Source organism: Leclercia sp. G3L (genome assembly GCF_021117075.1).
GTDB lineage: Bacteria > Pseudomonadota > Gammaproteobacteria > Enterobacterales > Enterobacteriaceae > Enterobacter > Enterobacter adecarboxylatus_C.
Genome location: NZ_CP088265.1, coordinates 3,344,971 through 3,362,177, shown reverse-complemented (window position 1 = coordinate 3,362,177; position 17,207 = coordinate 3,344,971). Strand labels below are relative to the sequence as shown.

Here is a 17,207-nt window from a genome sequence, read left to right as displayed (position 1 = left end):
AGGTGCTCCAGTGGCTTCTGTTTCTATCAGCTGTCCCTCCTGTTCAGCTACTGACGGGGTGGTGCGTAACGGCAAAAGCACTGCCGGACATCAGCGCTATCTCTGCTCTCACTGCCGTAAAACATGGCAACTGCAGTTCACTTACACCGCTTCTCAACCCGGTACGCACCAGAAAATCATTGATATGGCCATGAATGGCGTTGGATGCCGGGCAACCGCCCGCATTATGGGCGTTGGCCTCAACACGATTTTCCGCCATTTAAAAAACTCAGGCCGCAGTCGGTAACCTCGCGCATACAGCCGGGCAGTGACGTCATCGTCTGCGCGGAAATGGACGAACAGTGGGGATACGTCGGGGCTAAATCGCGCCAGCGCTGGCTGTTTTACGCGTATGACAGGCTCCGGAAGACGGTTGTTGCGCACGTATTCGGTGAACGCACTATGGCGACGCTGGGGCGTCTTATGAGCCTGCTGTCACCCTTTGACGTGGTGATATGGATGACGGATGGCTGGCCGCTGTATGAATCCCGCCTGAAGGGAAAGCTGCACGTAATCAGCAAGCGATATACGCAGCGAATTGAGCGGCATAACCTGAATCTGAGGCAGCACCTGGCACGGCTGGGACGGAAGTCGCTGTCGTTCTCAAAATCGGTGGAGCTGCATGACAAAGTCATCGGGCATTATCTGAACATAAAACACTATCAATAAGTTGGAGTCATTACCAACACCGTGTACTTTTTTCTGCTCAGTTAATACTACCAGCAGGCCCGTTCCCATCGTCAGGCTTGCCGGTTTCCGCAGGAACCACGCAGCATCAAGATGGTTATCCGTACTGGTGAAAACGATGTCATACCGGTAAATCCTGCTCATGCCTTCAATACCGCTAAAATCTTCAACATCCAGTGGCGACGGACAGGAAGGAATATCCAGTCGGTATCGGTTCAGGTTTCCTGTCCCTTTTAAAATGTTATGCAGCGAGTCAGTCAGATTCATTCTTTTTCACTCCATGAAAAGATTTAAAGGGATATTTGCAGGAACCACTACGTTCGCTTTGAACAGACCGATCATTACTGCTTTTCAACTCGCCATAAGGTCTTACTGCCTCCATGTCAGTAAGCGGAATATCAAAAACACAATCGTTGCCAATCTCAATCCCGGCGACCATTCTGCGTGGCGTATCCTTATGGCGCTCAGATTGAAGAACATATCTGACAATAAACTGGCCTTTATCAGGAAAATGATGGAATGAAGGTGGGATACATAGCTGGCTGTTCACAATACGAAGTGTGGGATCAAACGTAATGTTCCGATCCCTGAATCGTGTCCCTCTTGGGTCGATAGAAATACTAACAGGCTGGTAGTCCTGTGGATCGGGAATGCTGAAACACACGTTGTCGCCTCTTGAACTGACCGTTGTTACTTCATCAGGCTGAAGGTAATCTCCGCTTCCAGGGCATCCGGTCAGTAAGATCAGACTAAATAAAAAAGTATACCTACAGCGAAAAGTTATTATTTTCACCATGGGAATCCTCGCAATGCGCTGGTATACAGATGGCGGATCACGGATTCAGAAATGTTGCCATCAAGTGTGATATCACCCGCTTCCCTCAGATCACGCCACGTCTCGTATCCTTCAACCTGCAAATAAAAATGGTCGGCAATGATCTGTGCCTGCTGCTCCATGGGGTATTCACTTAGCAGACGCCCATCCAGGACATAGCGGTAACTTACTGCCCAGCTAATTAGGCCCCTTCCAATGACATTCATTCCCTTTTCACGCTGCCAGACATGACTCATTTCGTGTATAAAAAGATGTTGCAGAAAAGGAACAACTAACGAGTAATCATCCCTGTACCAGTGACGAAAATAAAGCTCGCCGTTTGGGGCCATCGCCGTGTTTTTGTCCTGCAGTCCAAAGGGAAGGTAGCTGTCATGATGGATCCAGACCTTATGGTATGAGATCGTCGACCTGAATACCGACTTCGCCAATGCAATCTCCCCGGTTGTCAGTTGTCGCGTTGAACCATCCTTCTCTTCCTCTTTTTTATCTTCCTTATCCTTATCATGGATGGTCATTACTGATCCTCCTGTTGTAACTCAATGACGACCCCTTCTCCCTCATTCCAGCCCAATGTCAGGCGCTGCGGCTTTCGTTCCGCAGCCATATGAGTCAGCAACTGCTGGCTCAGTACCGGTAAAATTTGCTGGTTAAGCAGGCTATCGACGTTGCGCGCCCCGGTGTCCGGCAGCAGGCAGGCATCAGTCAGCGCGTCATACAGGCTTTCGCCGAGCTCCGTCGTTATACCGTAGTGGCGAGCCAGTCGTTTACTCACCTGGTTCAGCTTCATCCCGACAATAGTGCGCATCGCGTCTTGTGCCAGCGGCCGGTAAATCACCGTCTGGAAACGCGCCAGTAGCGCCGGCTGGAAGTGGTCGCGCAGTACCGGGCGCAATAGTTCATGCAGGTCCGGCTCGGTGGCTTCCGACTGTTCCTCCAGCAAATGCATGATTTGGTCGCTGCCGAGGTTGGAGGTCATCAGGATAACGGTGTTACGGAAGTCGATTTCACGCCCTTCGCCGTCGCGTATAAAGCCGCGGTCAAAGACCTGATAGAACAGGTTCATCACATCGCGATGGGCCTTTTCTACTTCATCCAGCAGCACCACGCTGTAGGGGCGTTTGCGCACCGCTTCGGTGAGGATACCGCCCTGGCCGTAGCCGACGTACCCCGGCGGCGAACCCTTGAGCTGAGAGACGGTGTGCGGCTCCTGGTATTCGGAGAGGTTGATGGTGATAAGGGATTTTTCGCCGCCAAACAGTTCGTCTGCAAGGGCCAGCGCAGTTTCGGTTTTACCGGTGCCGCTCGGGCCGGTGAGCAGAAACACCCCCTGCGGGCCGTTCTCCGGCGCAAGGCCGGTCTTGCTGGCTCGGAGACGCTGTGCAATGGCATTCAGTGCCGCGTCCTGGCCCACCACGCGTTTACCGAGGCTGGCTTCCAGGCTCAGCAGTTCCGTCTGCTCATCCTTCATTAATGAAGAGAGCGGCACCCCGGTCCAGTCGGCGATAACGGTGGCGACAGTGCGCGCATCCACGTCAAGGCCCAGCAGCGGATTACCCTGCTGCACGGCGGTAAGCCGGCTCTGCAGGGAAGCAATTTCTGCCTGGCGGGAAATGTCGGTACGACAGGCTAACAGTTCTCCGATCAGCTTCAACTCCTGGCCATACTGGGTTTCCAGAGTATCCAGCGCCAGAATAATGCGGATTTCTTCCTGCTCGATGGTCGGCAGACGTTCGCCGTGAGTACTGTTACCTACTGCAATATCTTTCCGCAACGCCTGCTTCTCCATATCCAGCGCAGTCAGCTGCGCCTTCATACGGGTTAATTGTTCCGGTACGGTATCAAGGCTCATGCGGACCCGGGCAGAGGCGGTGTCCAGCAGGTCCACCGCCTTGTCCGGCAGTTGGCGTCCGGTGAGGTAACGCCTTGAAAGCGTGACCGCGGCCTTAACGGCCTCATCGGTGATGTGCACGCCGTGGTGCTCTGCGTAGCGGGATTTCAGGCCGCGCAGCATCAGGCAGGCGGTGTCGTCATCCGGCTCATCCACCTTAACCATCTGGAAGCGGCGTTCCAGTGCGGCATCACGCTCAAAATATTGCTTATACTCGCTCCAGGTAGTGGCGGCGATGGTCCTGAGCTCGCCGCGGGCGAGCGCGGGCTTCAGCAGATTGGCCGCATCCGCGCCGCCCGCCTGGTTGCCTGCGCCAATAATGGTGTGCGCTTCATCAATGAAAAGGAGAATCGGCAGTGGCGACTGCTGCACCGCTTCGATAATGTTTTTCAGCCGCTGTTCAAACTCCCCCTTCCCCCCTGCACCTGCCTGAAGCAGCCCGAGATCAAGGGTGCGGACGCTCACTGGCTTCAGGCTGTCCGGCACGTTACCTTCGGCAATACGCAGAGCCAGCCCTTCCACCAGGGCAGTTTTGCCGACGCCCGGTTCACCGACCAGAATGGGGTTGTTCTTGCGACGACGGGAGAGAACATCCACCATCTGGCGGATTTCATTGTCGCGGCCAAATACGGGATCAATTTTGCCATCACGGACGCGGGCGGTGACGTCGAGGGTGAACTTATCCAGCGCGTTCTGCAGCGCCGGGGTCAGTTCGCCCTCTTTGATCTCTGCATTTACCGGGCGGCCTATAAACTCCACTTCTCCGCCGGACCCTTGCGCCAGTGCTACCTCCTGCTGCATCTCCGGGCGTTCATCAGACTGCGCATCCAGCAGCGGGCGCAGGCGTTCAAGCTGGCTCTGACCCAGGGTCAACAGCGGCCATAACCCATCGCAGCGCACCTGTTTCGGCTTTTCAATTAGTGCCATCAGCAGGTGAATGCTGCGGATCTGTTCTTCGCCCGCGAGCGAGGCGTGTAGCCACGCATCCTGCATCAGCACCTGTATGCTTTCCGAAAGCTGAGGGCGGCTACGAACGGAGCGAGGAAGTGTATCCATATGCGTCAGTAAATCCTGCCATATCGCATCCATATCCCACTCATAACGGCGAGCCAGCACCGTCAGGTCGCCCTCGCCCTGCTCCAGCAGTTTCAGCAGCCAGTGCTCGGGCAGGATTTCCGCATGAGCACGGGTCTGGCACAGGGAGGCTGCGCCTTCCATCGCGCGGGCGCAGTAAGGATTAAGACGGCGTAACAGGATGGCTGGATTTTCCATGAGACTCTCTCTTTATCGGTTCCGGACACGCTACCGCCCGTCGCTTTTCCTCATCCAGGGAACCCAAAGCGCATCAGGTCAGGCAGGCAGATTGTGTTTTTCTTTGCTGAGCGCCCGTAGTCACAGGTGCTCAGTAAAAAAAGCAGACGGAGAACCGTCTGCTACAGGGATCAGGCAGTAGCGCGTTCATTCCAGGAATCGGAATGAATGATGTTGCCGTCTTTATAGGTCCAGGTAATTTTTTCGTAGCGCAGCTCAATCTGTTCCAGATGGTTGTGCTTCTCTTTGGAGGGATCCTTGATGTCGTGCATCAGCGGATTGACCTTCACCACCTTCACGTTCTCAAGCTTGGTGTTGAAGTACTCCACTTCCTGACCGGCATCGTTGATTTTGTACCACTTGAATTCTGCAGATTTCAGGGTCTGGCCAGTGGTGACCGCCTTGTACAGGTACGGGCTGGAGGAGTCGATTTCCTTGGTGAACAGGAACGGCGTGTGGATACGCGTTCCGGTCAGCTTGCCGGTGTTGTTGTCGGTCGGGATATACAGGTTGTGTTCCTGAGCCACCACTTCGATGCTGCCTTCGCGGTCCTTCACATCCACGGAACCTTTGATGTCTGCGCCGCCGTCGTCCTTCAGCCACAGATAAACGGGAATTGCCATGTTAATTACTCCATTTATACACGTCGTCCTTCAGGCTGCCTCTTTGTTGGCTGCCCTCATTTGCCCCGGTCACATAGTGAACTATGCTCCCGGGGACGCATTCAGTTGCCGCCGCGATGCAGACCGAATGACTGTGTGTATCATTTTAAAAAGCGTCATCATCCTGCGATGACGCGGGGGTGTTACCCGGTGACTGACAGGCATTCGCCTGCGGCACCAGACTGATTTCGACACGGCGGTTAAGCGTCCGGCCTTCAGCCGTGTCGTTGGTGGCAACAGGACGGCTTTCGCCATAACCCTGCACCGCAAAACAGATCTCCGGGACGTCGCCGGTATCACGCATCCAGTTGCGCACGGATTCGGCACGTTTCAGGGAGAGCACCTGATTGGATTTGTCATCACCCACGCTGTCGGTATGCCCCGCCACTACAATCAGCCAGCCGGGCTTCGCCTTGATACCCACCAGCGAGTTCACCAGCAGCCGGGTGGAGCCGGGTTTCAGCGCCCATTTCCCGGTGTCAAAAAGAGACATGCTGTCGAGGCGGATAGTCTGTGGTCCCTGCAAAATTTGTTTAACCACAGGACGAGGCGGCGGCGGTGGCGTCCAGTCATTAATAGCGGCTTCCACAGGGGGGATCAGACGCATCCCCTGATACAGCCCCATCCCATAACGCAGCGGCTCTCCCCGACGCAGCCAGTCATCAAGCTGACGGCTATCGGCACGAAGGCGCTGCTGTGCCTGCAATTTCGGCGCCGGCGGCGTACCGCTAAGTCGGTGGTACACCGCAAGATGGTCACCAATACTTCGAATCAGGCGCTGGTTGTTAACAAAGGAAGCCAGCATCGCCAGCACAAGAAAGAGGAAACAAACACCACCGGCCAGACGTGCATCTTCCATCCGGCGGCTAATACCGTGGCAGCGCGGCAGATATGGCAGAAGAATATCCGGAAGAGGCAGCATCTCAGACGCAGAGACAGCGTCGGGTCGCAGCGTGGTCACACCGGCTATCTGCTGCTGCCAGAGATTCTCTGCAACCGCAGCGACCGTCGTCAGACATATACCCGTTGCACAAGGTTTCAGTGGGGTCAGCTCCCCCTGACGCGTACTGAGTGGTCGTGAAAGATACCTTTCCGTCAGAGCAAGAACGCTGTCCAGCCAGAGGGCATGATAAAGACGTGAAGCATGACTACCGATCTCTCGCAGCCAGTCGGCAACGGGTAGCGCAACATGTCCATGCTGTCTCACCATGACACCCGGCAGATCAGGCGTCAGGGTAAACCAAAGGGTATCTTCCTGAAGATGATGCCTCGCATCCAGAGGGTTGACCCAGGCCACGTTCCAGACGGGAGGCACACCATTCAGCCAGGTCCGACACTGCATAATGCTGCGTCGCCATCCCCGAAGCGTCTGCGCCAGGGCTTCTTCGCTCGTTTGTTGCTCCGGAAGTAGAGAAAGCAGTACAGAAATCTGTGACACCAGCGCCGGACGTACGGAAGCCAGATGCTGTGCCAGTAACGGTAACTGTTCGGCGTCCTCTGCCCGTAGATACCAGCCCTGACGGGTTTCACGGTGCGCCATATCCGCAGAAAATAGCTGTGCGGTATCGCCGCAAACCAGCACCACCGCACCCTGAAAATCCTCAGGCGGCAGACTGTTTTCTTCTATCCGCCCACTGGCTGACTGGCGGTTCCGGAACAGCCGCCGCTGACGCCAGAGCACCGCACCGCAAATCAGTAAGATGCAAAAGCTGAGCACAAACCGAGTTGCGGCAGAACCAGGCCAGAAACCCAACACCAGCCACAGGGCAAGAATGGTGGTAAGTATCGTGAGAAAACCACGTGTGTAATCACGCATGCCTTATCCCTGCCCTGCTATCTGCGCTACCATCTGCGAGAGTAAAGAGGAGAAGGTAAACCACAGCGCCGCCAGCACCACAACTCCAGCCGTCCAGCCCAGCCAGTACATCCGACGTCCACTACGCAGGCGAGATGCCCTGACTACCACAGGTGCGTCCTGAGCCAGGGTGAAAGGCGGCACCCGCTCACTGAGCGCGCGAACTACGTCCTCACGACGCTCATCGTCCTGAGCCCGATACTGGCCAACAAAACCCAACTGCAGGGTTCGGTACAGGCAGGTCAGAACAGCCACATCCGGCGCAGGCTCGCGCAGTATGGTACGAATTCGTTCCCATAGATCTTCCCCAGCGTTCAGGGTACTGAAAAAACGGGCCTGCAGTGGATCCTTCCGCCATTTACGATAGCCATCATCCTGTCTGTCGCGGTTCATTACGCTCTCATCCAGCAGGGCGCAATACGTATACAGCATATTTTCACAGCTCTTTTCGCTGAACCCGGCTTCGGTTAGTGACTTACGGGCGTCATTCACCCACCGGCAGGCGCGGCGGTAAAGTACCTCCCCGTCCTTTATCTCCTGGCCACTGCGTAACTGGCTGACCATCAGCCAGCCCGGATAAAACGTTTTATTTATCAGGTTAATATCTGAGGTATTCATGAGCGCAGCACCGCAAACAGTTCGAGTTTCACTTCACCGAGTGATTCTGGGGTGTAGAAGGTGCAGTTTCCGGCCTCCAGCATGGCGCGAGCTGCATCGGTGGACAGGTCCAGTGCAAAATACTGGTTCTCCAGACGTAGCGGTATGGCAGCAGGAACATGGCTTAATGGTTTAATCACCATGCCGCTCAGAGCGATATTGACCACCTCGGAAACATCGTCATGGCTGCCGGCTTTACAAAGCTGTGGGAAGCGTGTCTGCAGTTCATGGTTTGGCATGGTGGAACGCACGGAAAGATAGAAATCCGCCCCTTCACGTAATCGCGCATCGTGCAGTCTCCCGCGCCAAATCTCCCGGTCTACGCCCTGTTCGAGGGCAATGACGATAACCCGCGACGGCAGGCTAGCCTCCAGAAGTTGCTCAAGCAGGGTAAACAAAGGGGGAAACACCAGTTCCGGCATGTCATGCCGGTAAGGGGGAATATCCTCAGCGTTGAGTTCAAGGGAGAAAGTCAAAAGACTTCCGGTAAGCCTTGCCAGCTCTCGGTACAGCAGCTCAGGATGGCGTGACGGCGTCTGATGCAGTTCTGTCAACACAGGTTCGGCGCTGTTCAGGGCATTAAGCAGCCAGAAAAGGGAAACATCTGCCACAGCAAAGTCTGCCATCCTTTCGTTGCTTTAACGACGCATCGACATCAGACGCTTACGCCGTGCCGCCAGGCGGTGCAGAAGATCCTTCAGTTCATCGATCAGCACAGGACTTGCAGCCAGCGACATCAGCGGCGGAATAAAACCTGGTTCGCGGATCCACTGTCCCTGCGCGTTACGGGTCAGCCTCGCCACCGGGCAGGTGAGGTAAGCACTGTTTTCCTGAGTGGACAGACGCAGCGTCAGCGAATGGCGCAACACGGCCAGATCGCTACGCTCATGGCCGGCCAGCTCCTGCACCGTCACCCGCTCCGCCTGCCAGCGGCGCGGACGGGCACTGTCGTGCCCGTCATCAAGATTACCGCCGTTCGCGTTGAGCAATGGCAGGCATAAAAGCACCTCAACACTCTCCTGCCCTAACGCGGATAAATCGCAAACCGGCGGCAAATTATCCGCCAGGTCCGTATCTACCAGCGTCCCGTCGGCAAAGCGTACCATCAGACGAGTGGCATTGAGCCGGGAAAGCGCCAGTGCGCTGTCGTCAAACTCAGCACACAGCACACCCCAGGGGTGAGCCAGCGCCATCCGTGCAACGGTATCAGCAACGTGCGCATCCCAGCGGGCCTGCTGCTGAAACTGTTGGGGGGCCAGAAAAGCCCCGTCGCTCCATAACGGACGATAAATTTTCATCCCTGCGCCCGCCTTACGCTTTCGCTTTTGGCATCTGGCTAACCAGCGACAGATTCACATCCATCCCTTCCACCTGGAAGTGCGGCACTGCATAGAGCCGCACACGGAAGAAGCCCGGGTTATCCTCGATATCTTCCACGATCACCTTCGCGTCGCGCAGCGGATGGGAAGCCTGCAATTCATCGCCCGGGTCGGTCATTTCGGTCACCAGACCGCGAACCCAGGTGTTGAGCTCCAGCTCCAGCAGGCGACGGTCCTTGGTGGTACCGATGTTTTCACGCTGAATAAGCTTCAGGTAGTGAGCAATACGGGACAGCAGGAAGATATAAGGCAGGCGCGCGTTAATGCGGCTGTTGGCCGTTGCATCGGCGGTGTCGTACAGCGCCGGTTTCTGTGTAGAGTTGGCCGAGAAGAAGCAGGCGTAATCGCGGTTTTTGTAGTACGACAGCGGGATAAAACCCAGATTCGCGAACTCAAACTCCCGGGTTTCCGGGATCATCACCTCGGACGGGATCTTCACCTGGTTGCCGGTCCCCAGATCGTACAGATGGATCGGCAGGTCTTTCACTGCGCCACCGGCCTGCGGGCCACGGATCTGCACGCACCAACCGTTGTTGATAAAGCTCTTCACCATATTGGAGGCGAAAGAGAATGACGCGCTGGTCCAGAGGTATTTCTCATGATCCGGGCCTTTCACCTGTTCAACATAGTTGAAGCTGCGCACCGGCACGGTATCCGGGCCGTACGGCAGACGCCCCAGCACGCGCGGCATCACCAGACCGATATAGCGGGAGTCGTCGGTGTCGCGGAAGGATTTCCATTTGATGTACTCGGCACGGTCGAAGTAGTTGCCGATATCTTTAATGGCCGCCACCTCTTCCATCGACTCCTTCAGGAAGAATTTCGGCCCGACGGATCCGATAAACGGCATATGTGCCGCGGCGGAGACTTTGGAGATGTTGCGCAGCAACGCCATATCCTGCGGGCTGGCGTCAAATTCGTAAGAAGAAATCACCGAGCCAATCGGCTCCCCGCCCGGGTTGTCGTATTCGGCAGTGTAGGTGTGCCAGTAAAGTCCGCTCTGGATAAGCTCCGGCGCATCTTCGAAGTCCTGGCGCAGGTCATCTTTGGAGACGTCAAGAATTTCGGTTTTTACGTTCTGGCGATAGTCGGTATTGTCCACCAGCTGTTTCAGGCCGCGCCACAGGGATTCTACCTTCTGGAATTCTTCATGGTGCATCACCGCATCCAGCTGGCGGCTGATTTGAAAATCCAGCTCTGCGATATGGTAATCGATCAGCGTTTTATCGAGCTTTTCCACCTGCTGGCCTGATTTACGGATGCAGTCCATAAACACCTGCATCGCAGCCGTCAGGCGCTCGCCCGCAGGCGCATCCGCCAGCGCGGCATCGTCCAGAAATGCATTAATATCCCCAAGGCTGGACGCCGGGGTGAGGTTGATTTTTTCAAACAGGGAGGCGTAAACGCCCTCTTTTTCAAGTACGGTGGTTTGCCCTTGAGCAGAGCCAGTTTCAGTATTTACAGACATCAGCATATTCCCGGTTAATCCATTAAAAGAGATACCCACGTTTTATTTCGGGGCAAGCGCGCTCATTTCGTCGCGTAATTCCTGAGACAGCGCCGGATCCTTAAGAATTTTCTCGAGCTCTTTTCTGAAAGTGGCGTTATCAAGCAGATTGGATTTTAGATCGCGTAATAGATTACGCATCGCCAGCACGGCGCGAAGCTGAGGAATTTGACGGGCAACCTGTTCGGGCTCGAAATCTTTTATACATGAAAATTGCAGTTGGATATTTTCTTCTGAACCCTCGCCAGCCAGCGTATTCTGTACAGCCAGGTTAATTTCCGGGTTAAATTCTGAAAGTACACTGTCGAAATTATTTTTATTAACGTTAACCTTTTCCCTCTCTGATAACGGCCGTTTTTCTTTGCCATTACTGAAATCACCAACGGTAAGGAGCTTAAGCGGCAGTTCAACTTTCTTTTGCGCGCCCCCCGTATGGAGAGCCAGCTTGAGATTTATACGTGCCCTGGGCACTTCATTCTGAAATGTATCAGCCATAGCAGTCCCTTTTCCTTAAGGAATAGTTATTAAGTAAAACTACATTTGTTTGCAGAGGCGATATTAGAACAAGTAATTACATGTAATCAACTAACTCTTGGTCCAAAAGTAGACTTCCATCAAACAGTTAACTTTAATTCCTGTCAGTGAGTAATATTAAACAATAATTATGTATTTGCGAGGCGAATAACATATTAATACTCAATCTATGCTTTAACAAATATCGATGGGTAATTATGGTTTTACAGAAGGGATAATAACGTAAAATTAGAGCTACGGTAGATTCTTGCATAATTCTAAATCAGATCAAAACTGGCGCTACAATTCGCGCCAGTTCCGGTTATAGCATCCGTTATAAGGAAAACATACTCTATCAATGCTTCTCGATATAGATGGTGCGACTGTATGCCACATCTTCCGGGTTGTTAATCGGATACCCTTTCACCCAGGGTTTGATTAAGCGCCCGTTGGTGTACTGATAGATCGGCGCAATCGGCGCTTTTTCCGCGAGGATTTTCTCCGCCGTATTGTAATCCGCGTTGCGGGCCTTCGCGGTGGTCTCCAGCGACGCCTGATTGATGACTTTGTCATACGCCGGATCGTTGAAGCGGGAAATATTGCCGGTATGCGTGGAGGTCAGCAACGAGAGGAAGGTCGAGGGTTCATTGTAATCTCCCACCCACGAGGCGCGGATCACATCGAAATTGCCGGTGTTACGACTGTCGATATAGGTTTTCCACTCCTGGTTTTGCAGCTTCACATCGACGCCGAGATTCTTTTTCCACATCGACGCCACCGCGATGGCGATCTTCTGGTGGTTTTCCGAGGTGTTGTACAGCAGCGTCAGTTTCAGTGGTTTCTGTGCATTGTAGCCCGCTGCCTGCAGGAGCGTTTTGGCCTGCGCGTTCATCTCCTCCTGGCTCATCTGCTCAAAGGGTGATGGCTCCGGCGTAAAGCCTGCGGTCACGTCCGGGGTGAAGTGCCATGCCGGTTTTTCGCCGGTGCCCAACACTTTCTCGGCCATGATCCGCCGGTCGATGGTCATGCTCAGCGCCAGGCGCACCCGGGCATCCGCCGTCGGGCCTTTCTGGGTATTAAAGGCGTAATAGTAGGTGCCCAGCTGCGGCGGGGTATAAACCTGCCCCGGAATGTCCTTCAACAGCTTCTGGTAGAGGTTTTTCGGGAATGATTCGGTGATATCGATATCGTCCGCCAGGTAGCGCTTGGTGGCAGACGACTCCTGGTTGATCGGGATAAAGGTCACTTTCTGCAGCACCGTTTTATCGTTATCCCAGTAATGGGTGTTGCGCTCGACGACCAGCTTCTCGTTGACCACCCGGTCTTTCAGAATGTATGCGCCATTGCCCACCAGCGTACCCGGACGGGTCCACTCCGCGCTGCTCTCAACGTTGGCTTTTTGTACCGGATAGAAGGCGAAGCTTGCAGTGAGATTGGCAAACCACGGCAGCGGTTTATCCAGCTGGATGCGCAGAGTTCGGCTATCTACCGCAGTCACGCCGAGCTTATCCGGCGTGGCCTTGCCGTCGATAATGGCCTGGGCATTGTTGATCCCGGCCAGCGCCGCAAACCAGGCAAACGGCGACGTGGTTTTCGGATCGACCAGACGCTGCCAGCTGTAGACAAAATCCTGTGCGGTGACGGGGGTGCCGTCAGACCATTGGGCATTCTCACGCAGGGTAAAGGTCCAGGCACGGTTATCGTTACTCTGCCAGCGGGTGGCAACGCCCGGCACCAGCTCCCCTTTTTCATTCTGGTTGACGAGACCTTCGAACAGATCGCGGATCACCTGAATTTCGGGCAGTCCCACCGCTTTGGCGGGATCCAGTGACGCCGGTTCATCTTTAATATGACGCACCAGCTCCTGCTTTGATGCCAGCGTCGTCCCGGAGGGAACATCCGCAGCAAAGGAATAAGAAGAGAGGCCACACAACCACAAGGCAGAACAAATCAACGAAACCGGATGCTTCATGAGATCCCCTTTGAAATGATGGGTAACGAGCAGATGCGTAATTATTTGTTTCTGAACAGGGAAATGCAAACAACTTCCATCGGAAAGTTGATATCTGCCGGTTTTGCCCTGGAGCTGAAACTATTTGATTAACCGTGTGTTTTGCACAACACTGCCAGTAGTATAACTCTGATTCAGGAACGTCTATGTCCCTTACTCGTCCAAGAACGGAACGTGGCGCTTTCCCGCCGGGAACCGAACACTATGGCCGTTCATTCCTCGGCGCGCCCTTGATCTGGTTCCCTGCGCCACAGGCCGATCGCCACAGCGGCCTGATCATCGCCGGAACTCACGGGGATGAAAACTCATCAATTGTGACCCTCTCCTGCGCCCTGCGCACCTTGGCCCCGGAGTTGCGTCGCCACCATGTGGTGTTAACCGTCAACCCGGACGGCTGTCAGTTGGGACTGCGCGCCAACGCTCGCGGAGTGGACCTGAACCGTAACTTCCCGGCGGCCAACTGGCGGGAAGGCGAGACGGTCTACCGCTGGAACAGTGCGGCACAGGATCGGGATGTGGTATTGCTGACCGGCGAAAAGCCCGGTTCGGAACCGGAAACAGAGGCGCTATGTCACCTGATCCACAAACTGCATCCGGCCTGGGTGGTGTCATTTCACGATCCGCTGGCCTGCATTGAAGATCCCGCGCACAGCGCGCTGGGAAGCTGGCTGGCGGATGCCTTTTCGCTGCCGTTGGTGACCAGCGTCGGCTATGAAACGCCGGGCTCTTTCGGTAGCTGGTGCGCTGATTTAAGCCTGCACTGCATCACCGCCGAGTTCCCGCCGATCTCGTCCGACGAGGCCAGCGAGAAGTACCTGAGAGCGATGACCGATCTGCTGCGCTGGGAACCTCAGAGATGAACCATGCCGGTGGTGTAATGCAGCGCCGGTGATACGTCCACCGCCAGCCAGGTCGGACCGTCAAGATCGGCAAACTGCACCTCGCCCGCCAGCGGCAAAGCCGCATTAATGGCGCGTGAGGTGCAGAGCATACAGCCGAGCATCAGCGCAAAACCCTGCTGACGCGCCTCGGCAGCCAGCGCCAGCGCTTCGGTGATCCCCCCGGTTTTATCCAGCTTCACATTCACCATCTCGTAGCGTCCTTTCAGGGCGGGAAGACTCTCACGTGTATGGCAGCTTTCGTCGGCGCAGATGGGTAGCGGGTGAATGAAATTTGCCAGCGCGGCATCGTCACCCGCAGCCAGGGGTTGCTCGAGCATGGCAACATCCAGATCCGCCAGTAGCTGACAGCGGGCAGCCAGTCCTTCGCTGCGCCAGGATTCGTTAGCATCGACAATCAGCGTGGCTTCTGGTACGGCGGCGCGAATGGCAACCATCCGCTCGCTGATGAGATGATCGTCCAGCTTCACTTTCAGCAGGCGCGCCCCGGCGGCATACAGGGCTTTGGCGCTGGCGGCCATCTGCGCGGGTTCGCCAATCACTACCGTCTGGGCGGTCACCAGCGTTTGCGGCATCGTCATCCCGGCAAGGGCGGCCAGCGGGATCCCCTGCTGGCGCGCGGCCAAATCCCACAGGGCGCAGTCAATGGCATTGCGCGCCGCACCGGGCGGCAACAGGGCCTGTAGCGCTTCCCGGCTGAGCCCCCGCTCCAGCTCCGGCGCCAGCGCCATGATCTGCGCCATCACCGAGGCGATACTTTCACCATACCGCGGATAAGGGGTACATTCCCCCACCCCTTTGACACCCTCTTCCTCTATTTCGACCACCACCACGCAGGCCTCGCTCCGGGTTCCCCGGGAGATCACAAAGGGTGTATGCAGTGGCCAGGCTTCTTCATAAACCTTGAGGGTTCTCATCACTCACTCCTGTATAGCGGCTTCGCGTAAATAGGGTTTGCTGTGTTATTGGCTGATGACATACACTAGCGGCGACGTTAACTATATGTAAACAGGAAGATAACTATGTCACAACTCGTTCATTACCAGGGCAACCCGGTTTCTGTTGCAGGATCCATTCCTCAGACTGGCAGCAAAGCGCAGGCGTTTACGCTCGTGGCAAAAGATCTGTCTGACGTCGTGCTGAGCCAGTTTGCCGGCAAGCGTAAAGTGCTGAACATTTTCCCAAGCATCGATACCGGCGTGTGTGCCGCATCTGTGCGTAAATTCAACCAGCTGGCGACAGAAATGGACAACACCGTTGTGCTGTGCATCTCCGCCGACCTGCCGTTCGCCCAGTCCCGTTTCTGCGGTGCCGAAGGCCTGAGCAACGTTATTACCCTTTCCACCCTGCGTAACCCGGAATTCCTGGAGCAGTACGGTGTGGGCATCGCTGAAGGCGCCCTGAAAGGCCTCGCTGCTCGCGCAGTTGTCGTGATCGACGAAAACGACACCGTCGTGTTCAGCCACCTGGTGAATGAAATCACCACCGAGCCGGACTATTCTGCTGCGCTGGAAGTGCTGAAAGCATAAAAAAAGCCTTCTGCGGCGCTGACTCCACACGCGAGCCAGCTCAGCACAAAGCGACATGGCATGAGCCCGGAGAAGCATGGGCTCATGCCATTCATCTGGCAATATAACTCTACAGCAACCCTGCACAACGCGCCTTTCGATACTCCACCGGCGTACATCCCATTTCCCGGCGATAAACAGAATACATGTACTGAAGCGACGTAAAGCCGCTTTGCATAGCCACATCTGAATAACTCAGGTTAGTCTCACTCAGCAAATGTTGAGAGCGTTCAAGCCTGAAGCTCAGTAATTCGTCGTGCAAAGTCTTTCCGAGTGTACGCATAAAGTGCATGTCCAGCGTCGCACGGGAACAGCCCACATGCTCTGCGACTTGAGCCGCCTTAATCCCCAGGCTGCCGAACTGGCGGATAAAATAGCGTGCACGCAAAATATAGGTATTCATTATAGAGCTATGCCGGGTAGACGCCTGGGCATTCACCCCCTCGGGTCGCACCACCACATGCCTTTCGCGCAGCGGGGTGCCCGTCAGCTGTCGGTGCAGCATCTTCGCGGCGGTACGCCCCATCTGGTGGGTGCCCTGAGCGACCGAGCTAATGGCAATACGGCTGAGGCTACGCAGCAGCGGATCGTCATCAATACCGATAATGGCGACTTCTTCCGGCACGGCGTAGCCTGCTATAGAACACGCCTGCAGCACCTGCCTGGCCCGGGAGTCAGTCACCGCAATAATGCCAATGGGTTTAGGTAGCCTGTCCAGCCAGCGTGCTAAATCTTCAAGAATGTTTTGCCACACCAGGGCGTGTGTCGGGATCCCTTCAAAAATCTCCGCCTGGTGTCCATCCGCCTCCACAAACTGGCGAAAGGCGCGGGCCCGCTCCACCGCCCAGGGATTCATAATCGTCGACTCGATGGAGTAACAGGCAAATCGCGGCAGCCCCATGTCGATCAAATGCTGATAGGCAAGCCTTACCAGTTCAACGTTATCAGAGGCCACATAGGAAAGGGAGCGGATCGCAGGACTGTTCATCTGCCAGGTGCCGCCAATACCGACCACCGGCATATCCACTTTCGTCAGCAGTGAGGTGAGCATCGGGTCGTCGAAATCAGCGATGACGCCATCCCCCTTCCATTCGAGCAGACTGGCTGGCGAAGAGCGAAAATCTTCCTCAAGGAGGAAATCCCAGTGGATCCGCGTCGATTTCATGTACTCGCAGATGCCCTCAATAATGCTCCTGCCATAGCGCCCTTTGGCCTTCAGCATGAGTGCAACCCGAAACATGTCATGTTTTCGCGACGCCATGGCGTGATCTCTGAACAGTGAGCGAAACACCACCCTATCACAAGCCGATCGACGGCTGAACAGGTATTCTTGCCGTTAACTTCATGTAATTAAAAATTAAATGAGCAATTTAGAAAAATCATAAACCGGTTTTGC

The 17,207-nt window shown here is 55.3% G+C and carries 15 protein-coding genes and 1 pseudogene; 3 read left to right on the top strand and 13 right to left on the bottom strand.

Translation table 11 applies throughout. The features are described from left to right. Window positions 1-10: 10 nt before the first annotated feature. Window positions 11-708, top strand: a protein-coding gene (locus LRS40_RS17565; protein WP_095033700.1) for an IS1-like element IS1B family transposase whose coding sequence is annotated in 2 segments (ribosomal slippage) — window positions 11-260 and window positions 260-708 — 699 coding nt in all. Because the reading frame shifts where the segments join, the coding sequence is not laid out codon by codon here. Here the strand turns inward: LRS40_RS17565 and LRS40_RS17560 are convergent. The 11 genes and pseudogenes from LRS40_RS17560 to LRS40_RS17510 form a co-directional block, all read right to left on the bottom strand. Beyond that, entirely contained in the window at window positions 643-993 is a 351-nt protein-coding gene (locus tag LRS40_RS17560; protein WP_370649918.1) for a hypothetical protein, read from the bottom strand. The genes LRS40_RS17565 and LRS40_RS17560 overlap by 66 nt on opposite strands. After that, window positions 980-1,522 (bottom strand): putative T6SS immunity periplasmic lipoprotein, encoded by a 543-nt coding sequence (locus tag LRS40_RS17555; RefSeq protein ID WP_231312202.1) that lies wholly within the window; start codon window positions 1,520-1,522, stop codon window positions 980-982. Before LRS40_RS17555 ends, LRS40_RS17560 begins: the two co-directional genes overlap by 14 nt. Then, window positions 1,516-2,076 (bottom strand): type IV secretion protein Rhs, encoded by a 561-nt coding sequence (locus tag LRS40_RS17550; RefSeq protein ID WP_231312201.1) that lies wholly within the window; start codon window positions 2,074-2,076, stop codon window positions 1,516-1,518. The genes LRS40_RS17555 and LRS40_RS17550 overlap by 7 nt, the downstream gene beginning before the upstream one ends. Further along, window positions 2,076-4,721 (bottom strand): type VI secretion system ATPase TssH, encoded by a 2,646-nt coding sequence (gene tssH, locus LRS40_RS17545; RefSeq protein WP_231312200.1) that lies wholly within the window; start codon window positions 4,719-4,721, stop codon window positions 2,076-2,078. The genes LRS40_RS17550 and tssH overlap by 1 nt, the downstream gene beginning before the upstream one ends. Window positions 4,722-4,891: 170 nt before the next feature. Continuing rightward, window positions 4,892-5,383, bottom strand: coding sequence for a type VI secretion system effector Hcp (hcp, locus tag LRS40_RS17540; protein ID WP_103179849.1), 492 nt, complete (start codon window positions 5,381-5,383; stop codon window positions 4,892-4,894). Between the two features lie 145 nt (window positions 5,384-5,528). Next, entirely contained in the window at window positions 5,529-7,238 is a 1,710-nt protein-coding gene (locus LRS40_RS17535; RefSeq protein ID WP_231312199.1) for an OmpA family protein, read from the bottom strand. Between the two features lie 3 nt (window positions 7,239-7,241). Next, complete coding sequence (gene tssL, locus LRS40_RS17530; protein ID WP_231312198.1) at window positions 7,242-7,895, bottom strand: type VI secretion system protein TssL, short form; 654 nt, start codon at window positions 7,893-7,895, stop codon at window positions 7,242-7,244. Next, window positions 7,892-9,232, bottom strand: a pseudogene (tssK, locus tag LRS40_RS17525) (type VI secretion system baseplate subunit TssK). Before tssK ends, tssL begins: the two are co-directional and overlap by 4 nt. 13 nt (window positions 9,233-9,245) lie before the next feature. Continuing rightward, a complete protein-coding gene (tssC, locus tag LRS40_RS17520; RefSeq protein WP_231312197.1) occupies window positions 9,246-10,781 on the bottom strand; it encodes a type VI secretion system contractile sheath large subunit in 1,536 nt (511 codons plus the stop codon). A 42-nt stretch (window positions 10,782-10,823) separates the two neighbouring features. Further along, window positions 10,824-11,315: a type VI secretion system contractile sheath small subunit gene (gene tssB / locus LRS40_RS17515; RefSeq protein WP_231312196.1), complete on the bottom strand. Its 492-nt coding sequence runs from the start codon at window positions 11,313-11,315 to the stop codon at window positions 10,824-10,826. Between the two features lie 373 nt (window positions 11,316-11,688). Continuing rightward, the gene (locus LRS40_RS17510) at window positions 11,689-13,305 is read right to left on the bottom strand and encodes an ABC transporter substrate-binding protein (protein ID WP_231312195.1); all 1,617 of its coding nucleotides are present in this window, start codon (window positions 13,303-13,305) and stop codon (window positions 11,689-11,691) included. A 185-nt stretch (window positions 13,306-13,490) separates the two neighbouring features. On the opposite strand from LRS40_RS17510, the gene mpaA reads away from it, so the two are divergent. After that, entirely contained in the window at window positions 13,491-14,204 is a 714-nt protein-coding gene (mpaA, locus tag LRS40_RS17505; protein ID WP_142489777.1) for a murein tripeptide amidase MpaA, read from the top strand. Here mpaA and ycjG read toward each other — a convergent pair. Then, window positions 14,195-15,160, bottom strand: a complete 966-nt coding sequence (gene ycjG / locus LRS40_RS17500; protein ID WP_156263946.1) for an L-Ala-D/L-Glu epimerase — start codon at window positions 15,158-15,160, stop codon at window positions 14,195-14,197. The genes mpaA and ycjG overlap by 10 nt on opposite strands. A 105-nt stretch (window positions 15,161-15,265) precedes the next feature. Here ycjG and tpx point away from each other — a divergent pair, with 105 nt between their 5' ends. Further along, window positions 15,266-15,772 carry a thiol peroxidase gene (gene tpx, locus LRS40_RS17495; RefSeq protein WP_231312194.1) on the top strand — a complete coding sequence of 169 codons (507 nt, stop codon included), beginning with the start codon at window positions 15,266-15,268 and terminating at the stop codon, window positions 15,770-15,772. 109 nt (window positions 15,773-15,881) lie between these two features. On the opposite strand, the gene LRS40_RS17490 is transcribed toward tpx, so the two are convergent. Further along, window positions 15,882-17,033: a DNA-binding transcriptional regulator gene (locus tag LRS40_RS17490; protein ID WP_231312193.1), complete on the bottom strand. Its 1,152-nt coding sequence runs from the start codon at window positions 17,031-17,033 to the stop codon at window positions 15,882-15,884. Window positions 17,034-17,207 lie beyond the last annotated feature (174 nt).

Bases quoted from the DNA above. Each gene is read 5' to 3' on its own strand.
- tssB (WP_231312196.1), bottom strand. From the start codon at position 11,315: ATGGCTGATACATTTCAGAATGAAGTGCCCAGGGCACGTATAAATCTC.
- LRS40_RS17490 (WP_231312193.1), bottom strand. From the start codon at position 17,033: ATGCTGAAGGCCAAAGGGCGCTATGGCAGGAGCATTATTGAGGGCATC.
- LRS40_RS17560 (WP_370649918.1), bottom strand. From the start codon at position 993: ATGAATCTGACTGACTCGCTGCATAACATTTTAAAAGGGACAGGAAAC.
- LRS40_RS17510 (WP_231312195.1), bottom strand. From the start codon at position 13,305: ATGAAGCATCCGGTTTCGTTGATTTGTTCTGCCTTGTGGTTGTGTGGC.
- tssH (WP_231312200.1), bottom strand. From the start codon at position 4,721: ATGGAAAATCCAGCCATCCTGTTACGCCGTCTTAATCCTTACTGCGCC.
- LRS40_RS17535 (WP_231312199.1), bottom strand. From the start codon at position 7,238: ATGCGTGATTACACACGTGGTTTTCTCACGATACTTACCACCATTCTT.
- mpaA (WP_142489777.1), top strand. From the start codon at position 13,491: ATGTCCCTTACTCGTCCAAGAACGGAACGTGGCGCTTTCCCGCCGGGA.
- tpx (WP_231312194.1), top strand. From the start codon at position 15,266: ATGTCACAACTCGTTCATTACCAGGGCAACCCGGTTTCTGTTGCAGGA.
- tssL (WP_231312198.1), bottom strand. From the start codon at position 7,895: ATGAATACCTCAGATATTAACCTGATAAATAAAACGTTTTATCCGGGC.
- hcp (WP_103179849.1), bottom strand. From the start codon at position 5,383: ATGGCAATTCCCGTTTATCTGTGGCTGAAGGACGACGGCGGCGCAGAC.
- LRS40_RS17550 (WP_231312201.1), bottom strand. From the start codon at position 2,076: ATGACCATCCATGATAAGGATAAGGAAGATAAAAAAGAGGAAGAGAAG.
- ycjG (WP_156263946.1), bottom strand. From the start codon at position 15,160: ATGAGAACCCTCAAGGTTTATGAAGAAGCCTGGCCACTGCATACACCC.
- tssC (WP_231312197.1), bottom strand. From the start codon at position 10,781: ATGTCTGTAAATACTGAAACTGGCTCTGCTCAAGGGCAAACCACCGTA.
- LRS40_RS17555 (WP_231312202.1), bottom strand. From the start codon at position 1,522: ATGGTGAAAATAATAACTTTTCGCTGTAGGTATACTTTTTTATTTAGT.